Genomic DNA, 20,680 nt, shown 5'->3' on the forward strand with positions numbered 1-20,680 from the left:
AAATATTAATTTTTCGTTCCTAATATACACGGAACTTTTGTTTTACGTTTTACTAGTGAAGTTGAATTCTATAGATTCTCAGAGTTTTAGAGTCTGAGAGCGCTGGTTATATCAGTCTTCAAATTCAATTAAAAGCGTGTTTTTATCAACGGTTTCACGCTCATTGACCTTAATGGATTTAATAATTCCTTCACGAGGTGAATGAATGACGTTTTCCATTTTCATGGCTTCCAAAATTAAAATCACATCATTTTCTTTAACTTCTTGTCCGACTTCAACATTAATTTCTAAAATTAATCCAGGCATTGGTGCTTTTATATTATTGACTTGCTTAGCAGCGCCAATTTCAAAACCTAAGGCTTCAATTTGTTGATCGAGTTTATCATAAATGTTAACTTCAAACGTATTGTTGTTAACTTTTATAGTATATAATTTCTTGTTGAAATCAGTATCTAAAACTTCGGCTTTAATAGTGGTATTGTCTTGAAGAATGTGATAATGATTGGGAGTTGTTGTTATAGCATCTAGTGATTCTACACTTTCTTTTGTGACTTCAAAAGTATGGGAAGCGTTGACTTTAATTTTATACATAAAACAGTATTGATTATGTTATTGATGATTTTTTACTAATTAAGTTGCAAAATATGAAATTATTAGGGTGTTTTGTCATATAAACTCTAAAAACTTATCGAATTAGAGGCGTAATAATTTCTTCAATAGAATAAACATGGTATTTCTTAAGTTTCTTTTTGAGACGCATTTTGCATGCACGTACACTCTGAGGTGATATTCCTAAAGTATTAGACATTTGTTTGCTTGTGAGGTTTAAATGGAATAATACTAAAAACCTAATTTCTGCTTCGGTTAATGGTACTTTAAGGTTCATAATTCTATTATTAAAACCTGGATAGATAGAATTAAACTTGTTTTTAAAAGTGTTCCAGTCTTCACTGGTTAATATTTTTTGTTCTTTTAATTGAGCAACTTCATTGTCATTTTTGGTTGTCAATGTGTAACTGTTAGCTTTGGCTTGAAGTTTATTTATAAGCTCATTTTTTTTTGATAAATCAATGATGTAAGTTTTTAATTCTAATTCTTTTACATTCAATATTTTTTTTGAAGCTTCAAGCTCTATTTCTAGTCTTTTTTTGTTATAATTTATTTTAGTTAAGTATCGACTAGACAAAAAGAATCCAATTAATACTAGTATTCCTATACCGATTGCTAAAAACCATAACTTGTTTTTTGCTAATTTTTGTTCATTTTGAAGATTCTGTATTTGAAGATTTTTTAGTTCTACGCCCATTTTTGTTTGGTATTGAGCTAAAATTTTAGACTGATTAACCTGTGAAATTGTATCATTTTGTAAACTGTAGAGCTTATGATATTTAAAGGCTTGCTCTAGGTTGCCTAACCGTTCATATGATTCAGATATTTTACTATATGCTTCACTTATACGTATTTTACGATTTATTGCTAAAGCAAATTTTAGACTATTTTGAGATGCTTTTAGGGCTTCATCAACTGCTCCTTGGTGCAAGTAAACATCTGCTAGATTATAATATGTAGCAGATTCCCCGTCTTTATAACTCACTTTTTTATAATTCTCTAATGCTTTTAAATAGTAATTTTCAGCGATTTTATATTTCTTTTGTTTCTTAAATATCTGACCTTGATTATTAAGCGCTATTCCAAGTTCTTTATATAAATTATAGTGTTGAAATAGTTGTATAGCTTTATTGTTATGGAGGATAGCCTTTTGATATAAAGCTTGTTCTTTAAAAATTAAGCCTCGGTTTGTGTGGGTGAGACCTAGAAGTCTATGCTGGCTGTATTTTTCTGCTATTTTAGCTGATTCTGAATAACTGTCTAATGCATCGTCATTGTTTCCTAATCGCCAATAGATTAAGCCAAGTGTGTTGAGTACTTTAGCCAGTTGTTTATGATCTGGGGCTAATTGTAATTGATGATAAGCATTATTTATTATTTCTAAAGAATTTTGATAATCATTGTCTCTCCAATATGCTATAGCCAATTGGTTAAGCGAATCAATACTTAGATGCTTTAAATTTTGTAAGTTTTTGTAGGTGGTGTCTGGTTGTTTATGGTTGAGTGTCGTTTTTTTTACGCGCTTTAAGGGGACCGTTTCTTGCTCAGAAGTGGTACAATTTGTAAATAACATTATTGAGAATAATACTATAATTACACCATTAAGAATTTTTATTTTATTAGACTTCACAATAGTTGTTTTAGTATTAAAAATATAAATAATATTCCTGTATCAAAATGAATCAATACAGGAATATATAAAAAAGGGAATTAATCAAGCATTTAGTTTTATTCAATAATAATTTTTTTTGATTGTAGGTAATCTCCAGATTCTAATTGATAAAAATAGACGCCTGGAGTTAAATTAGTTATATTTATATTGATTTGATTATGACCGGTAGGCAAGTTAGTATCATCACTAAGTTCTAATACTTTTTTTCCTGTTAAATCAAAGAATTTTACGGAGACTTGTCCTCCTTCTCTTAAAAAGAAAGGAATTGTTGTGGTTGTGCTTGCTGGATTAGGATAATTTTGTCCTAACCAATTATTGTTAGATTGAGCTGTATTTGGTTGACTTATACTTAAGGGTTGGTGTGTTGTTTCAAAAAAATATAAACCTTCAAAATAGGATAATTCATGACTAAGGGTTCCACCTGCTAATAACGTTCCATTTTGTAATGGAATTAATACACTTGGAAAAAAAACTGAAAGTTCCGGACCAATTTTTGATTGCGCTTCAATTTCAATTCCATTTTCGTCAATAACATTTAAAATCCCTGAGGTTAAAGATCCAAAGCCGTGAAATAAACGATATGGTAAATGATTGGTTGCAAATTGGTTATATAGATAAATTTTATCATCGTTATCGATATAGAAATCTACATAGTAATTGTTTACTTCAGTATTGTAGGTCCATAACTCATTACCCTCAGTATTATAATTAACTAAAATGACTTTATTATCTTGGGGGGAATTACTATAACAAGACATAACGATATTTCCTAAGGAATTTTGATGCAACTTATAAGAACGCACTTGTCTATCAATTTCTGAATGGTTAGCAGTCCATTGGTGTTGTAAATTGCTATCGAACTTTACTAATAAAGACTCCTCTTTATAAGTTATCTGATTCTGTTGTACACCATTTACATATATAGTATCATTATCATCTATAAGCAAATTTATACCTGAGCTATTGTTTTGATCTATTTGAAGCGTATTTAAATCTATTAATTCGCCATCACTACTGTAACTTAGTAATGCCAAATGAGTATTTTGAGACATCATACTTGAGCTTCCAACAGATCCAACAAGTACGATATTACCTTGAGAATTTACTTTGCCTGCACTTATACTAAAAACGTTATCTTCAGAATTATTTGAACCTGTATATTGAGTCCATAATTCATTCCCTGTGCTAGAGATTTTAGTTGTTATAAATTTAGATGTATAATCTGCGGCATTCTCTTTGGCGCTACCAGAGATATAAATATCGTCATTATGGTCAAGAAATAAGGTATACATTTGTGGAGTATTGAAGTAAAAATCCGTTTGCCAAATTAGATTCCCTGCTGTGTCATACTTGATAATTCGTGAAGGTTCAGGTTCTAAACTATAGGTATCTGCTATTAAATAGACTATGATGTTTCCTGAAGAATCAATTTTTGAAGCTATTCCAAAAAAACTGCCAAGAGTGTCGTCGATTGTATTATAGGTCTTAGACCATTCTACTTCTCCTGTTTCATTGTATTTTGTTAAAGATTTGTTGGAGATATAGACATCATCGACGATAGAGCCAAATGTTGAAGTAATATACACATTATTTTCTGCAGTAGTGGCATACAACATACTAGAAGATCCAGCGCCGTTATTAGTATAGTTTTCAGTCCATTCTGGTGTTGCTTCAGTAGCAAGAGGAAGTTTTGTATATTGAAAAACGTTTCCTTCAGATGTTAGATAAGAGTCGCAAATAAGGAATTGATTATCTGAGTTGTCTAAACCAAACCCAACATAATTTTTAATGGATTCATTGGAAGAAAATGATAAAGAATAGTTTGTTTCATCAACTAGTGTCCCATTGGCTTCATAACGATAAGATTTTATTGCGGTATTAGAAAACTCATCATAGCCCTTACTACTAATTACGGGTAAATTATTAGTGTCAATTAGTAAAAAGGAGCCGCTGTTGTTCAATAAATCATCAGTTTTCTGCGCCCAGTTTTGAATTCCTTCTAAATTATAGGATAATAATACAATTCCGTCATCTGTATAGCTTCCGTTATGAGTACCACCCACGTAAATTGTAGAGTTTTCTACAACTTCAATCTGGTGTCCTTCTGTGCCGTCAGTTTCATATTTATAGTCTTTTACCCATTCTTGAGTACCGTCTGGTGCATATTTTATTGTTCCAATTTGGCTATTTAGTGTACTTGTGTCAAATGTACCTGTGATATAAATATTTTGGTTGTTATCTAAAGCGATATCATTTGCTATTGAATTTTTGTTTTCATTAAGCTCTGATATATAATTATGTACATGACTCCATTGTTTTTCGCCTTCAGAATTATACTTTATAGTGTAATATCCCAACCAATATTCTGAATTTACGGCGTAGCCCGTTACAATAATATTGGCATCGGAATCGACTACAATAGCCTGAGGCTCATTCCATGATTCTGAAACTAAGTTGTTATCTTTTACTGCCCATAATAAAGTACCAGAACTATTATATTTAAGTGTTAGATATGTCATAGTATTATTATCATAGGTTATACCCGCTATATAGGTATTACCATCATTATCTGATGTAATTGCTGTAGGAATATCTATACCTTCACCTTCTCCATCGTAGATAGATTGCCAAATAACGTCACCAGTTTCTGCTGCATATTTTATTATTACTACATCCATATTATCTCCATTCCAGTGCATTCCTGTAGAAATTGGGTTTCCATTTACATCATCAGTAATAGCAATCCCACTTTCAACGGCGTATCTTGTGCCTAACTTTCTCGATTCCCATACTTCTTCTCCTAAATTATTTACTTTAATTGTAACCACATTACCTTCAGGACTGTTGTCATTAGAACTCCCCCCTGTTATATACGTGTTACCATCAGAGTCGGTTATGCTTGCACTAGGAATGTTTATACCGCTATAACTAAATGAATGGTAGTCATATTGGTTTGTAGTACGTTTATGGGTAATAAGTTCAGGTTTAATGCCCAAAGACTTATTTCTAACTGTATTGGTGTAGATGGGGGTAGTATTTTGATTGCTAATTTTTTTATGTCTTAAATCTTGATATTCGGAAATTAATTTAAAAGTATTAGAATATTTGAAGCCAACAAACTTTTTAAATTGGGACGAGTCTACCTGTGCATAAGTATATGAAAAATTAAATACTAAGCAACAAATTATAAAAACGAATGCATATTTTTTGGTGAGATTTAAGCTCATAATTAGTTAGTTTTAGTTTGTTAAATGGAATAACAGTTTGGTAAGTCGTTTTCAAATTTAGCAGGTTAAGTTGGGATTAGCCTATATTGTGTGTAGACAATAGTGTTGACAAACGCTTATTACTATAATTTAAACTAATTTAAAGTATAAGTTCTCTATATTTCTATAATTGATTGTTAGTTAGTGTTTTTGGTCTGTGAAGTGAATGGGTTAAATAAAATAAAAATAGCGACAGAAGTGAAAAAGGTAGTAACGTTCCCTTTCTTTTTATAGTACTAAAAAATTAGCATTACGAACAGATATTCTTTCTAAGTCCGAATGATTAGTTGATAATTTGCATGAATATGTTTTAAATACCAATAGGAGTTTAGAAGCAAAATAGGCTTGGTGTTAATTTTATTTTGTTTTAAAGTGAGAATCGTTTTGGTGAGCTTTAATCGCTTTTTTGGAAAGTATAATTCCTATAATTAGTGATATAAAAGCACCAATTGATATACCAGGTATAAAATGAATAAATAAGAAGAAGTCATAGGTGCCATGAAACAAAATAGCTAAACTCAATCCTGCTAAGTTAAGCAAGACTCTATTGTTAGAGAATTTAGCTTTTCCCATAAAATAGCCCATGAGGATTCCAAAAGTCGCATGCGCCGGCACCGCTGTAAATGCTCTTAAAATTGCGGTTTGATAACCACTTTCTAATACATACATAATGTTTTCAGTACAGGCAAATCCCATTGAAACCATGACGGCATAAATGATTCCATCGTAAGGTTCATTGAATGCTTTTTTTGGTTGTGCATAATATTTTACGATGATATATTTACTAAATTCTTCAGCTAAAGCAACAACCACAAAGGCTTGTATAAACTGCTGCCAAACACTTAAACGATCGGTTAATGGAATTAATCGTCCTGTAAAAAAATATAAAATAAAGACTATAGTGACACTAACAATAGCTCCAAATAGAAAACTGTAGATTAATAAACGTTTGGGCTCTTTTTCGTATTTGTCTTGTGCATATACATAGAGAAGAATGGCAAATACAGGCGCAACAGCCAAAAGGATTAGGTTTATCAATGTTGTTTTTCTTTAATTGTTTTTAATACAAACTTATAATAATCACGATTACTAGCCACAAAATGATGATTGCTTTCACTGTCTTTTAATAAGCGTTCAAACTCTTCAAACGACACTAGTTTTACAGCTTCGACTTCGCTTTCCTGAATAATTAAATCTTTTAAGTCGACCGTCAATTCAGCTATAAAGACTTGATGAAATTCATTATCTTGAATTTTGCCCTCTGCATAACTAGTTTCATGTAGAAATGTGCCAATTTTAGTAAGATTTTCTGAGACTAAAGTCAAGCCTAACTCTTCTCTAGTTTCTCTTAGAGCAGCTTCTGTAAATGTTTCTCCAGCATCAATATGGCCTGCAGCGGAAACATCCCATAGGAGTGGAAAAATGATTTTTTTGTGTGAACGCTGTTGGAGTAGAATGTCTCCTTGAGAAGTATACAACCAAAGGTGAATGGTATTATGGTACAATCCTTTAGCATGTGCTTCAGATTTTAAAGCCGTTGTTCCGGTTGGTTGGCCGTTTTTGTCAACGATGTCTATAATTTCGTCCATAAATTAAAGAGACCTACTAAGTTTTAAAAACCTAGTAGGTCTGAAATTGTTATTTGAAGTAACTAAACGTTTCGCCGTCTTCGATCTTCATTAAGGTTTCATAAATTAATTTAATCACATTTTCCACATCGTCTTTATGAACCATTTCTACAGTGGTGTGCATATAACGTAAAGGTAAAGAGATTAGGGCAGAAGCCACACCGCCGTTGCTATAGGCAAAAGCATCTGTATCTGTTCCGGTAGCTCTAGAGAGTGCAGCACGTTGAAAAGGAATGTCTTTTTCTTCTGCAGTATCTATAATTAAATCGCGTAATTTTTGTTGTACAGCAGGTGCATAAGCAACCACAGGACCTTTTCCAATTTCGGCATAACCTTGAGTTTTCTGCTCTATCATTGGCGTTGTTGTATCATGCGTTACATCGGTTACAATCGCCACATTCGGCTTTATGGTTTGTGTAATCATTTCAGCACCACGTAAACCAATTTCTTCTTGTACAGAGTTGGTGATATAAAGTCCGAATGGTAATTCCTTCTTGTTTTCTTTCAATAGACGCGCTACTTCAGCAATCATAAAACCGCCCATTCTGTTGTCTAAGGCGCGACACACAAACTTGTCACCATTTAGAATATGAAATTCATCAGGGTAAGTGATAACACAACCAACGTGAACGCCCATTTTTTCTACTTCTTCTTTATCTTTTGCACCGATATCAATACAGATATTATCGGGTTTTGGGGCTTGTTCCTTGCTCTTATTTCTGGTATGAATGGCTGGCCAACCAAAAACACCTTTAACAATACCGTTTTTGGTGTGAATATTTACAACCTTACTCGGTGCAATTTGATGGTCACTACCGCCATTTCTAACCACATATAATAAACCGTTATCGGAAATATAGTTAACATACCACGAAATCTCATCAGCATGCCCTTCAATAACAACTTTGTATTTTGCATCAGGGTTTATTACCGCAACAGCTGAACCATAGGTATCTGTGATAAACTCATCGACATAAGGCTTTAGATAATCCATCCATATTTTTTGGCCTTCCCATTCGTAACCTGTTGGAGATGCGTTATTTAAGTATTTTTCTAAAAAGTCCATAGACTCTTTATTCAGTAATTGTTCGTCTGACATAATTTAAATTTTGCTTAAAAATAAAACGAATTCTTTAGCTTTAATAGTTTTTGAATTTTTTTTGTAACAATTTCAACTATTTTTATACTTATACAGTAATATTCATAACTAAATACTAACTGATGAAACTCGTAATTAAAGATCTTACTAAAACATATAAAAATGGTGTTAAAGCAACTGACAACCTTAATCTTGAAATAGGAACAGGAATGTTTGGACTTTTAGGACCAAATGGAGCTGGAAAATCTTCTTTAATGCGAACCATCGCGACTTTGCAAAGTCCAGATTCGGGATCTATAATGTTTGGTGATATTAATGTGTTAGAGGATAAAATGGCACTGAGAAAAGTATTGGGTTATTTACCACAATCTTTTGGGGTGTATCCGAAAATGTCTGCTGAAGCTTTATTAGATTATTTTGCGACTTTAAAAGGCATTAGTTCAAAATCTGAACGCCAAGCCATTGTAAAAGAAGTGTTAGATATTACCAATTTATATGATGTGCGTAAGAAGCATGTGGCTGGCTATTCTGGTGGTATGAAACAGCGTTTCGGTATTGCACAGTTATTATTGAATAATCCAAAATTAATTATCGTCGATGAACCTACCGCAGGATTAGACCCTGCTGAACGTCATCGTTTTTTAAATGTATTGCGCGAAGTGGGTACTAATTGTACCGTGATTTTTTCAACGCATATAGTTGAAGATGTTAAAGAACTTTGTAACGATATGGCGATTTTAAATGGTGGTCGTATTTTAAAGCAAGCCACGCCAACACAGGCCAGAATGGAATTGCAAGGCCAGATTTGGACTAAAGTTATTGATAGAGATGATTTAGAAGCGCATGAAGCGCAATACAATATATTATCGTCTAACTATAACGAAGATAACTCATTAAATATCCGTGTGTATAGTGAAGCACAACCTAGTGAAGCCTTTAAATCTGTAGAACCACAGCTCGATGATGTTTATTTTATAGCACTCAAACAAGACGAACCTGTTAGTGCTCTATAATTTTTAACCTCTATAAAAGTACATCTATGTTTTCTACAATATTTTCTTATGAATTAAAGTACTGGTTAAAACGACCAGCAACTTATATTTATATGGCTATTTTCTTTATGTTATCGTTATTTATGGCTGCAACAACGGCTGGTATTTTCGATAGTATTACAGCGACCACAAGTTCTGCCCGAATTGTAAATTCACCAATAGGTATAAACAACCTGTTTAACGGATTAACTATTTTAATTTTCTTTCTGTTTCCTTCAATTATAGGCGCTTCTATCAATAGGGATTTTAAAAGTGAAATGCATTCCATTTTATATTCCTATCCCTTTACCAAAGCCAATTATTTATTTGCTAAATTTTTCAGTGCTATTGTTGTTGTTACGCTTATTGTATTAACGATTGGTATAGGCATGTTTATTGGTTTTAGATTGCCTGGGACAAATTCAGATTTAATCATTGACTTTGATATTCAATCGTATTTTAATGCCTATTGGCTCTTTATTTTACCTAATATTTTATTGTTTGGCGCCATTGTTTTTGCTGTTGTGACGTTTACACGAAACATTGCAGCCGGATTTATAACAGTTATTTTACTCTTATTTGTACAAGGGGTAACCGATAGTTTATTGTCTGATCCAGATAGTCGATATTTAGCAGCCTTGATGGATCCTTTTGGGTCATCGGCTTCTGATTATTATACACGTTATTGGACGGTTTATGAGCAAAATGAAATGCATATACCTATTAAGGAAGTTATTTTATATAACCGATTAATATGGTTAGGTGTAGCGAGTTTAGTATTTGGAATGGTCTTTAAATTCTTTAAGTTCAGTCAAAATGCCTTGTCGTTTTCATTTTTCAAAAAGAAAAAAGGGGAACGGTCTACAAAACGCAATTTTGGAGGCATTACTAAAATCAATTTGCCAAAGGTTACTAAGGATTATTCGTTTATTCAGAACTTAAAAGCGACTTGGAAAATTTCGAATGTAGAGTTTAAATACATCGTAAAAAGTTGGCCATTTATAAGTATTGTCTTAGTGGGACTTATTATTGTGTTAGTCGCCTTAGCAGATGTAGGAAGTACAGGAACAGCATCGTATCCAAGAACATGGTTAATGCTTCGTGGTGGTAGTGCATTTGTATTTGCCATTAATATCTGTACCTTTTTGTATGCAGGAATGCTAGTTAATCGCAGTAAAATAGCAAACATTAATGGCTTGGAAGATGTGACACCAATTCCTAATTGGTCACTGTTTTTATCTAAATTTATCGCTATCGTTAAAATGCAAATATTATTACTATCTGTAGTGATGGTAGCTGGTATTTTATTTCAACTTTATAAAGGTTATTTTGATATTGAAATAGGCTTATACATCAAAGAGTTATTCGGCTTAAAACTGATTAATTATGTCATTTGGGCCTTCTTAGCCTTAATGATTCAAACCTTAATTAGAAATCCATATTTAGGTCTGTTTGTATTGTTAGTTATTGTTATTGGTATTCCATTTTTAAGTTTGGCAGGTGTAGAACAAGCTATATTTAAATATAATGAAGGCTCTGGATTTAGTTATAATGATATGAATGGTTATGGCGATTCACTAGCTCGATATTTAACCTATAAATTTTATTGGGTTCTTGGTGGTTTAGTGCTTATGCTTGTAGCGGCTTTATTCTGGGTACGTGGTTTACCACATTCTTTTAAAGAGCGAATTGCTATTGCTAAAGCGCGTTTTACAACACCAGTAGCTACAGCATTTATAGTATTGCTAGCTGGATTTTTAACCATGGGCTATACCATTTATCATGGCACCAATATTAATAACGACCGTTACTCTTCAAAAGAAGTTGAAGAACTGACTGTTGAATGGGAAAAGACCTATAAACAATACGAAAACTATGCGCAACCACGTATTGTGGCTGTAAAAGTGAATTTAGATTTGTTTATTGATAGTCGTGATTTTGAAGCATCGGGTGAATATGCCATGATTAACAAAACCGATAAAGCCATTGATAGCATTTTCTTAAATCATAATGATTATCCAAGTACATTTAAATTTAATCGTGAAAATACATTAGTAAAAGAGGATACACTCTACAATTTTGATATTTATAGGTTAAAACAGCCCTTAATGCCAGGAGATTCAATGACCTTAGATTTTACGGTTAAGAACAAACCTAATACGTTATTTGTATCTAATTCCCCGATTATCGAGAACGGAACATTTATTAATAATATGCAATTGTTTCCTAGTTTTGGTTACAATGGCGGCGAACTTACAGATGATAAAACCCGTGAAAAATACGGTTTACCACCCAATGCGTTAAAACCATTGCCTTCAGATTCCACCGCTTTAGGAAATACCTACATTTCAAAAGATAGTGATTGGATAGATTTTGAAGCTACAGTAAGCACTAGTAAGGACCAAATAGCCATTGCACCTGGTTATCTTCAAAAAGAATGGGAAGCCGATGGAAGACGTTATTTCCATTATAAAATGGATAGTAAAATCTTGAATTTTTACGCTTTTAATTCCGCAGAATACAAAGTAAAGAAAGATAAATGGAAGGATGTAAATCTCGAAATTTATTACCATGAAGGGCATGAATACAATTTGGAAAGCATGATGGATGGTATGAAAGCTTCTTTGGAATATAATACAGAGAATTTTAGTCCGTACCAGCACAAACAATTACGTATTATTGAATTCCCAAGTGGTGGTTTTGCCCAATCATTTCCTAATACCATTCCGTTTTCTGGTGATGTAGGATTTATCGCTGTCGTAGATGACGAAGATGATGAGGACGAGGCTGGTTTAAATTATATGTATGCGATTACAGTGCATGAAGTTGCACATCAATGGTGGGCACATCAAGTTATAGGTGCCGATGTTTTGGGGGCAACGATGTTATCTGAAAGTTTATCGGAATATGTGTCTTTAAAAGTGCTAGAAAAAGAACTTGGAAAAACGCAAATGCGTAAGTTTTTGAAAAAGTCTTTAGACGATTATTTATTTAGAAGAACTTTTGAACGCAAACGAGAAAAACCGCTGATGTACAACGACGGTCAAGGCTATATTCATTATCAAAAAGGCTCATTGGTATTTTATGCCTTAAGTGATTATATCGGAGAAGATGTGCTCAATAACGCTTTAAAAACTTATGTTGAAAAAGTGAAATTTCAAGAACCACCGTATACCACATCTATTGATATGGTCAACCATTTAAAAGCGGCAACACCAGATAGTTTGCAGTATGTAATAACAGATATGTTTGAAACCATAACCTTATACGATAATAAAATAAAGACAGTGTCATCTACCGAATTGGATAATGGTAAATACCAAGTTGATATTGAATTTGAAGTGAGTAAATACAGAAATGACGAACGTGGCAAACAATTATTTTCTGAAGAAGGAAGGGATTCAATTTCTTATTTGCCGGAAGGAAAAGAAAAACCCATTTTATCCTTACCGCTTCAAGATTATATAGATATTGGCGTATTCACTGAACATGAAGTTGATGGAAAAATGAAAGAGAAACAACTATACTTAAAGAAACACAACATTACAGTGATTGATAATAAAGTTTCGATTATTGTAGATGAAAAACCAACGGAAGTCGGTGTAGACCCTTATAATATATTAATTGATAGAAATTCTGGGGATAACCGTCAGAAGTTATAAGTAGATTCAAGATTAAATATTAAAAGACCTTTCAGATGTTATCATTTGAAAGGTCTTTTTGTTTTGAGGTAGGCCGAATGTTGTACCTAAAGGCACAATGTTAACCTAGCGATTCATTGTTTTACCGGTATAAAGTCCCTAACGGGACGAATTGCTACTTTTTTAATTTGTTTGAATATAAATCAAGAATTATTGATTTATATAGATTTTGTAAGTTCATAAACCAGAAAGGGTTTTTATTGTTTTGGTGAGTTGATAAAGTTTGTCCTGTTAGGGACAGAACATCGGTAAAAACAAGAGATATAACTGTGAAGCGTGCCTTTAGGTACGCCATATGTTATACCTAAAGGTATTGCGTTAATGCAGTGTTTCAATATTTTACCGATAGAAAGTCCTTAAAGGGACTAGTTATTTTATCGGAAATCATGTTTCTAAAAGAAATTCAAATTACCCCATAATATTAATAAGAATTTAGGGTTATAGACTTAATTATTATTAATTTTGAATTTACTGTAATCCTTTATATTTGGAACGGTTTTGGTACTAAAAAATGTAATGAAATATTTAACCTACATCGCATTATTTTTTTCAGTCGTATTAAATGCGCAAGACAATCCTGTAAAACAAGATTCTACAGATACGCATTATATGATTATTGAAGGGGATTCTGTTCCTGTAACTTCAGTAGAATTGAAGGAGGTTTTAGTATTACCTAATTTAAGGTTCGAAAATCGTGAAGCCAGAGTCCGTTACATTATTTTAAGACGAAAAACCTTAAAAGTGTATCCTTATGCAAAGCTGGCTGCCGAACGTTTAGAAGCGCTACAAGAACGCTTAGATGGTTTAGAACGTAAACGAGATAAAAAGCGTTATGCTAAGATTATTCAGAATTATATTGAAGATGAATTTTCTGCCGAATTAAAGAAACTAACCAAAACCGAAGGTCAGATATTAGTAAAACTGATTCACCGACAAACCGGAAAAACAGCTTTTGATTTAATTAAAGAACTGCGAAGTGGTTGGCGTGCCTTTTGGTTTAATAGCACAGCTGGATTGTTTGATATTTCATTAAAACGCGAATTTGTACCAATAGAGGTAGAAGAAGATTATTTGATTGAAGATATTTTACAACGGGCATTTCAAAGTGAGCGTTTAAAACATCAAGATGCCGCTTTTGATATTGATTTTTATGATTGTGTGAACAAATGGTCTAAATCCAAATTAAGATATCAAAAGAATAAAATTTAACGATGCGCATTCAAACGAAACTCGAAGAACAACTTAATGCCTGGACACATGGTTTTGGAGCACTTTTAGGAATCGCTGCCCTAGTTTTACTTATTCTAAAAGCCGATACGCTTAAACCTTGGCATTTATTTAGTGTTATGGTTTATGGGATTTCCATAATCATTTTGTTTTTAGCTTCCACATTTTACCATGCGGTAGAAGGGGAGAAGCGCAAATACTATTTTAGAATTGTCGATCATATTAGCATTTACCTTCTCATAGCTGGGACTTATACACCAGTGTTATTAATTTTACTACCCGATAGTTTTGGCTGGACTTTATTTTGGACCGTTTGGGGAATTGCCGCTTTTGGTGTGATTTTAAAACTCTTTTTTACAGGGAGGTTCGAAGTTTTTTCAACCTTACTATACTTAGTTATGGGCTGGCTTATTGTATTTGATTTTTCAAATGTTTCAGAAGCACTAGGCCCACAAGGGATATTGTGGTTGTTTGCAGGTGGATTGTCTTATACCGTTGGTATTATTTTTTATGCCGTTCAGAAAATTCCATATAACCATGTAATATGGCACTTATTTGTATTAGGTGGTGCCATTTGTCACTTCTTTATGGTGTACTTATATGTGTTATAAAAATGTTTAAATTGCTATATTATTTGGTATCAGCACGAGAGTTAAATCTTTAATCATTCCCATAAACCAAGTCTAAAAAATCAGATTTTTCTATAGTTCCAAAATAATCTTGAATAGAAACGTCTTCTAATTTTTTAGTGATTTCAAGTTTATCATAAGGGACACCAATAAGCAGGTTTTCAAGGTCTGAAACCGGTTGTCTTCCAAAAAAATCTCCAAAGACTTTAAATTCTGAAATACGGCCTTTTTCAACAAAAATACGCAGGTCAATTTCACCTACAGGAAAACGCTTATTACGTTGAATATTAAACTTCGGTGAGCGTCCATAATTCCAATCCCATAAGTCATATTTTTCGGCTTTTAAATCGTGAACAGCTTTCCATTCTGATTCTGTTAATTTATAAGTTTCAAACGGTTCGCTAGCTTCATATAAACCTGTGAGCAGTTGTTTTTTAAAGTCTTCCATAGCCATAGGTGCATTTAAAAACTCGCTGATATTAGCAACACGACTTCTAACAGATTTATGACCTTTAGATTGTATTTTACTCATTTTTACCTGAAGCGCTTTAACCACTTCACTCATATCGGTATCGAATAACAAGGTTCCGTGACTAATCATGCGTTTTCCGGTTGAAAATTGAGCTGTACCAGAAATCTTTTGATCCTTAACTAAGATGTCATTACGGCCTTTTAATTCAGCAGAAACCCCCATATCATTCAACACACGAATTACTGGAGCCGTAAACTTTTTAAAATTACTAATGCTTTTGCCATCATGATTGGTAATAAAACTAAAGTTTAAGTTGCCTAAATCGTGGTAAACAGCACCACCACCAGAAACCCGTCTTACAACTTCAATATGATTAGCTTCAATATATTCTTGGTTAATTTCTTCTAAGGTATTTTGGTTACGACCAATGATTATCGATGGCGCATTAATGTAAAACAATAAATAATCCGTAGAGGCATCAAAATGTCTTAAGATGTATTCTTCTAACGCTAAGTTTAGTTTAGGATTGTTGTGGCCTTCGTTATCAATGAAAATCATAAAAATTATTGTTTTTGGTACCTTACAAAGATAAAGATTTTGAAATAGTAGATTTAGATTTTGGTCTAAGTATTAACTACTTTTTTAATATAAATATTAAAAGTTCTAAATAAGAGCGAACTTAAAATTAAAAACAAACGGACATTCGTTTTTAGGGACTAATGTTGTTAATTATTGAGATTAAAAAAGTTTAAACAAGCTTGAAAAAAATAACTTAAAAGCGCAAAATTGAAGTTTCTTCATAATAAAAACTATTTTAGCTATGTCACTCTTAATCGAAAAGACAACCAAATCAACAATATATGGCACATAGTCAAGAGCTTATCAATAAATTAATTGATAAATTAGAACTACTTTTTGAAAAGCAGGCCGAGTTTTCTTCTGAAATAAATAGTCTTAAGGAAGAATTATACCGTTTACAATCTGGTAATACGCTTGAAACTAAATCTGAATTAGACGTTGAAGTTAAAACTAGTTTAAAACCAGAATTAGAAGTTAAACCTGAAGCCGTTAATGTAGACGCTGAATTTGAAGCCGAAACTGAAACAGAAAAAGTAACAGATACTAAACCAGAACCTGTTTTAGAATCCAATTATCAAGACGAATTTTCTACGGTTGAAAAACCTATAACATCATCTGAAGCTCCAAAGTCAAAATCGAGTTTAGAGAAATTTATAGGCGAAAACATTCTTAACAAAATAGGAATTTTAATTACCATAATTGGTGTGGGCATAGGCGCTAAATATTCCATAGAAAATGATTTAATAAGTCCATTAACCCGAATCGTTTTAGGATATTTTACAGCGATTGGCTTGCTAGGTTTTGGAATTAAATTAAAACAAAAATACGAATCTTACAGTGCTGTTTTGGTGAGTGGATCTATAGTGATTTTGTACTTTATCACCTTTTTTGCTTATAGTTTTTATGATTTAATTCCGCCGATTCCCACATTTGCTTTAATGGTTGTTTTTACAATATTTGCAGTCGTTGCTGCCATTAGTTATAACCGACAAGTAATTGCGCATATAGGATTGGTTGGCGCATATGCAATACCGTTTTTGTTGAGTGATGGTTCTGGGCAAGCGGAGGTCTTGTTTACTTACATGGCATTAATTAATAGTGGAATTTTAATTATTTCTTTCAAAAAATATTGGAAATCACTTTATTATTCTGCCTTTATATTTACGTGGCTCATTTTTGCATCTTGGTATATTTTCGATTATAGTTTTAGAGCAGATTACGGATTAGCTTTAATTTTCCTCACCGTATTCTTTCTCATATTTTATATCACATTTATCGCTTACAAGCTATTGAAAAAAGAAATGTTTAATTCGGGAGATGTTATACTCCTACTTTTAAATTCTTTTATCTTTTATGGTTTAGGTTATGCAATTTTAAGCGATAGTGAAACAGGATCACAATTATTAGGACTCTTTACTTTAGGCAATGCACTGATACATTTTATAGTTAGTGTGTTATTCTACAAGATGAAATTAGGCGATAAAAAGTTGTTTTATCTAGCTTCTGCTATGGTGTTGTTGTTTATTACTATTACGGTTCCTGTGCAGCTTAATGGCAATTGGGTCACTCTATTATGGGTTACTGAAGCTGCATTATTATTTTGGTTAGGGAGAACAAAAGGGATTTCAATTTACGAAAAACTATCATACCCCTTGATGTTATTAGCTTTTCTAAGTATTTTACAAGATTGGTCATATGCCTATGATTTATATTATGGTTTTGATATAGATCCCAAAATGACGTCTGTTTTTAACATCCATTTTTTAAGCTCACTTTTATTTATTGCAGCTTTTGGTTTTATAGTTTGGCTCTCTAGAAAAGACAACTATATTTCAGCATTTAAACCCGATTCAACTTGGTATAAATTATGTGCTTTTGCTATTCCTGCAGTATTTTTGTTTAGTACTTACTATGCTTTTAGGTTGGAAATCGAATTCTATTGGGATCAATTATATTATGGATCGACAATCAATGTTACTTACGAAGGAAGTTATAATGATACCGTTTATAACTATGATTTAAAGGATTTTAAAACCATTTGGATTGTCAATTATTCATTACTGTTTATGGCTGTGTTAGCTTTTGTGAATCTAAAATTGATCAAGAATAAAATATTAGAAAAAATAGCATTAGGCTTAACGGTTATTACTATTTTAACATTCTTATCATTAGGCCTCTATGCTATAAGTGGATTAAGAGAAAGCTATTTAATGCCTTCAGAATATTTTGCGGTAGACAGTTTCTATTTATGGATTCGCTATGTGTCTTTTATCTTTTTAGCCTTAGCTTTATTGACCTGTTATAAATTTATTAAACGTGAAGGTATCGCCAAAGGTTATAGAATTGCTTATGATATTTTATTACACCTTTCAATTATTTGGGTGTTAAGTAGCGAACTTATTCATTGGATGGATATGTTTGGTTATGATGCTATGTACAAACTAGGCCTAAGCATTCTCTGGGGGATTTATGCTTTTATTTTAATTGCTTTTGGCATCTGGAAGAACAAACCGTATTTACGAATTGGCGGTATGGTTTTCTTTGGTATTACCTTAGTAAAATTATTCTTTTACGATATTGTGCATCTCAATACCATTTCTAAAACTATTGTGTTTGTATCACTTGGTATATTACTTTTAATTATTTCATTTTTATATAATAAATACAAAAACCAAATTACAGATGAGAATAACGACTAAGCTATTTACGGTTTTTTTTATTGGTTTTTCACTTGTTTGTTTTGCACAATTAGAAACTTACAATTATAAGAGAACACTTAACAATGTTAGCGATGAATGGCATCAAATTATTTTGCCAGAAGCTGTATTTGGAAATTTAAACCCGAGTTTTTCAGATATAAGAATTTATGGAATTACCCATAAAAAGGATACTATTGAAGCGCCTTATTTTCTTAAGATTTTGTCAGATAAAATAAGTAATAAGACTGTTCCTTTTAAAATTATAAATAAAACGAAAAGTAATGAAGGCTATTATTATACGTTTCAGTTGCATTCTGAAGCTACCATCAATCAAATTAAATTGAATTTTGAAACACAGAATTTTGACTGGAAAGTTGATTTACAAGGCAGTCAAAATCAAAACGAATGGTTCACAATACTTAATGATTATAGAATATTAGCTATTAAGAATACATCGACAAATTTTAAATTTACAACACTTCAATTTTCTGAAACTAAATACCGTTTTTATAGGCTTTTTATAAAGCATAATGAGCAGCCTGAGTTAGTCTCTGCTCAGCTTTATCAACAAGAAATTATAGAGGGAAGCGCTGTTGATTTTTCAGTTAAAAAGTTGACAACGGAAGACGACAAACAGCTTAAAACCACAACAATTGATTTAGAATTAGAACAAGCTGTAGCCTTGAGTCATTTAAATATAGATATCAGCAATACGTTTGATTATTACAGGCCTATAAAAATTGAATACCGTAGAGATAGTACAAAAACTGAAAACGGTTTGATTTACGACTACAAAACCATAACAAGTGGTACTTTAAATTCTTTAGAACCCAATCATTTTAAGTTTCGAGATATTATTGCTAAACACTTAAGGTTAACAATATATAATGAAGATAATCAAGCCTTAACGGTTTCTAATGTTTTGGTAAAAGGCCATCAATTTCAAATGATAGGACGTTTTACTGAGAAAGCGGATTATAGTCTGGTTTACGGCAAATCTTCTGCAAGATTACCTAATTACGATATAACTAAATTTGAAACTAAGGTTCCGGAGCATTTAAAAGCTTTAAAAGTAGGAACGGAAGAATTGATTTCAAAACCTAAAAAAGTTACCGTAAAACCATTGTTTGAAAACAGTTATTGGCTTTGGGGAATTATTGGTGTGGCAATTTTAATTATAGGTGGTTTTACTTTGCGCATGTTGCAAAAAAGCTAAGAAATATCAGTTTTTAACCTACAATTTTTCCATCAACCATAGTTAATTTTCGGTCAGCCATGTCAGCTAGTTCTTCGTTGTGTGTTACAACCACAAAAGTTTGATTGAATTCATCTCTTAATTTAAAGAATAACTTGTGTAATTGGTCAGCAGAAGCACTGTCTAAGTTTCCAGACGGTTCATCTGCAAAGATGATATTCGGATTATTAATTAATGCTCTTGCAACTGCCACACGTTGCTGTTCGCCACCAGACATGCTATTTGGTTTGTGGTGAATTCGCTCTTTTAAACCTAAATAATCTAATAGTTCAATAGCACGTTTTTCAGCATCAGCTTTAGGTGTATGATTTATAAATGCTGGAATGCAAACATTTTCTAAGGCTGTGAATTCAGGTAATAATTGATGAAATTGAAATATAAAACCAATGTTCTTATTTCTAAATTTAGCTAAGCCTTTATCGTTGAGTGTTTTTATAGATTGGTCGTTAATTACCAATTCAGTATCCGATTTATAATCGGGTTTATCTAAAGTTCCTAAAATCTGAAGCAATGTGGTTTTACCTGCGCCAGAAGCACCAACAATAGAGATGATTTCGCCTTCTAAAATGGTTAAATCAACGCCTTTTAAAACTTGTAGGTTTTTATAGGCTTTCTTAATTTGCTTTGCGGAAATAACTGTTTTACTCATACGCTGTGAAAGTAATACTTAATGCATTAATCTACAATTTTAAACTACAGATTTATGGTCTTTAAACTATAATCCTTAAAATAGGAAAGATGAAATTTTAAACCTTTTTATTCTTTAACTCTAAATTACATTGTATTATGCCGAAAATGGCAGTTGATATTTAT

At 32.3% G+C, this 20,680-nt stretch carries 14 protein-coding genes; 6 read left to right on the forward strand and 8 right to left on the reverse strand.

Going from position 1 to position 20,680, the window contains the following annotated elements; translation table 11 throughout:
* Positions 1–111 precede the first annotated feature (111 nt).
* The 6 genes from HM982_RS13185 to HM982_RS13210 all read right to left on the reverse strand — a co-directional run bounded on the left by HM982_RS13185 (position 112) and on the right by HM982_RS13210 (position 8,274).
* Positions 112–591: an acetyl-CoA carboxylase biotin carboxyl carrier protein subunit gene (locus HM982_RS13185; protein ID WP_179353714.1), complete on the reverse strand. Its 480-nt coding sequence runs from the start codon at positions 589–591 to the stop codon at positions 112–114.
* A 94-nt stretch (positions 592–685) separates the two neighbouring features.
* Positions 686–2,035, reverse strand: coding sequence for a tetratricopeptide repeat protein (locus tag HM982_RS13190; RefSeq protein ID WP_179353715.1), 1,350 nt, complete (start codon positions 2,033–2,035; stop codon positions 686–688).
* Positions 2,036–2,337: 302 nt separating this feature from the next.
* Positions 2,338–5,508, reverse strand: a complete 3,171-nt coding sequence (locus tag HM982_RS13195; protein ID WP_179353716.1) for a T9SS type A sorting domain-containing protein — start codon at positions 5,506–5,508, stop codon at positions 2,338–2,340.
* A gap of 396 nt (positions 5,509–5,904) precedes the next feature.
* Entirely contained in the window at positions 5,905–6,582 is a 678-nt protein-coding gene (locus HM982_RS13200; protein ID WP_179353803.1) for a PrsW family intramembrane metalloprotease, read from the reverse strand.
* Complete coding sequence (locus HM982_RS13205; RefSeq protein WP_179353717.1) at positions 6,582–7,136, reverse strand: NUDIX hydrolase; 555 nt, start codon at positions 7,134–7,136, stop codon at positions 6,582–6,584. Before HM982_RS13205 ends, HM982_RS13200 begins: the two co-directional genes overlap by 1 nt.
* Positions 7,137–7,185: 49 nt before the next feature.
* The gene (locus HM982_RS13210; RefSeq protein WP_179353718.1) at positions 7,186–8,274 is read right to left on the reverse strand and encodes a M42 family metallopeptidase; all 1,089 of its coding nucleotides are present in this window, start codon (positions 8,272–8,274) and stop codon (positions 7,186–7,188) included.
* A gap of 122 nt (positions 8,275–8,396) precedes the next feature.
* On the opposite strand from HM982_RS13210, the gene HM982_RS13215 reads away from it, so the two are divergent.
* From HM982_RS13215 to trhA, 4 genes are all read left to right on the forward strand, one after another.
* On the forward strand, positions 8,397–9,287 hold the full coding sequence (locus HM982_RS13215; RefSeq protein ID WP_179353719.1) for an ABC transporter ATP-binding protein: 891 nt from the start codon (positions 8,397–8,399) through the stop codon (positions 9,285–9,287).
* Positions 9,288–9,313: 26 nt separating this feature from the next.
* A complete protein-coding gene (locus HM982_RS13220; RefSeq protein WP_179353720.1) occupies positions 9,314–12,967 on the forward strand; it encodes an ABC transporter permease/M1 family aminopeptidase in 3,654 nt (1,217 codons plus the stop codon).
* Positions 12,968–13,522: 555 nt separating this feature from the next.
* Positions 13,523–14,215: a DUF4294 domain-containing protein gene (locus HM982_RS13225; protein ID WP_179353721.1), complete on the forward strand. Its 693-nt coding sequence runs from the start codon at positions 13,523–13,525 to the stop codon at positions 14,213–14,215.
* A gap of 2 nt (positions 14,216–14,217) precedes the next feature.
* A complete protein-coding gene (gene trhA, locus HM982_RS13230) occupies positions 14,218–14,844 on the forward strand; it encodes a PAQR family membrane homeostasis protein TrhA (protein WP_179353722.1) in 627 nt (208 codons plus the stop codon).
* A gap of 49 nt (positions 14,845–14,893) precedes the next feature.
* Here the strand turns inward: trhA and HM982_RS13235 are convergent, their stop codons facing one another.
* Complete coding sequence (locus tag HM982_RS13235; protein WP_179353723.1) at positions 14,894–15,892, reverse strand: lipoate--protein ligase; 999 nt, start codon at positions 15,890–15,892, stop codon at positions 14,894–14,896.
* Between the two features lie 302 nt (positions 15,893–16,194).
* Between HM982_RS13235 and HM982_RS13240 the strand changes: the two genes are divergently transcribed.
* Together HM982_RS13240 and HM982_RS13245 are read left to right on the forward strand one after the other, a co-directional pair.
* Positions 16,195–18,612: a DUF2339 domain-containing protein gene (locus HM982_RS13240; protein WP_179353724.1), complete on the forward strand. Its 2,418-nt coding sequence runs from the start codon at positions 16,195–16,197 to the stop codon at positions 18,610–18,612.
* Positions 18,596–19,828 (forward strand): DUF3999 family protein, encoded by a 1,233-nt coding sequence (locus tag HM982_RS13245; protein WP_179353725.1) that lies wholly within the window; start codon positions 18,596–18,598, stop codon positions 19,826–19,828. Before HM982_RS13240 ends, HM982_RS13245 begins: the two co-directional genes overlap by 17 nt.
* 13 nt (positions 19,829–19,841) lie before the next feature.
* Here the strand turns inward: HM982_RS13245 and HM982_RS13250 are convergent, their stop codons facing one another.
* Positions 19,842–20,516 (reverse strand): ABC transporter ATP-binding protein, encoded by a 675-nt coding sequence (locus HM982_RS13250; protein ID WP_179353726.1) that lies wholly within the window; start codon positions 20,514–20,516, stop codon positions 19,842–19,844.
* Positions 20,517–20,680 lie beyond the last annotated feature (164 nt).

It is taken from the genome of Winogradskyella vidalii, from assembly GCF_013403955.1.
GTDB lineage: Bacteria > Bacteroidota > Bacteroidia > Flavobacteriales > Flavobacteriaceae > Winogradskyella > Winogradskyella vidalii.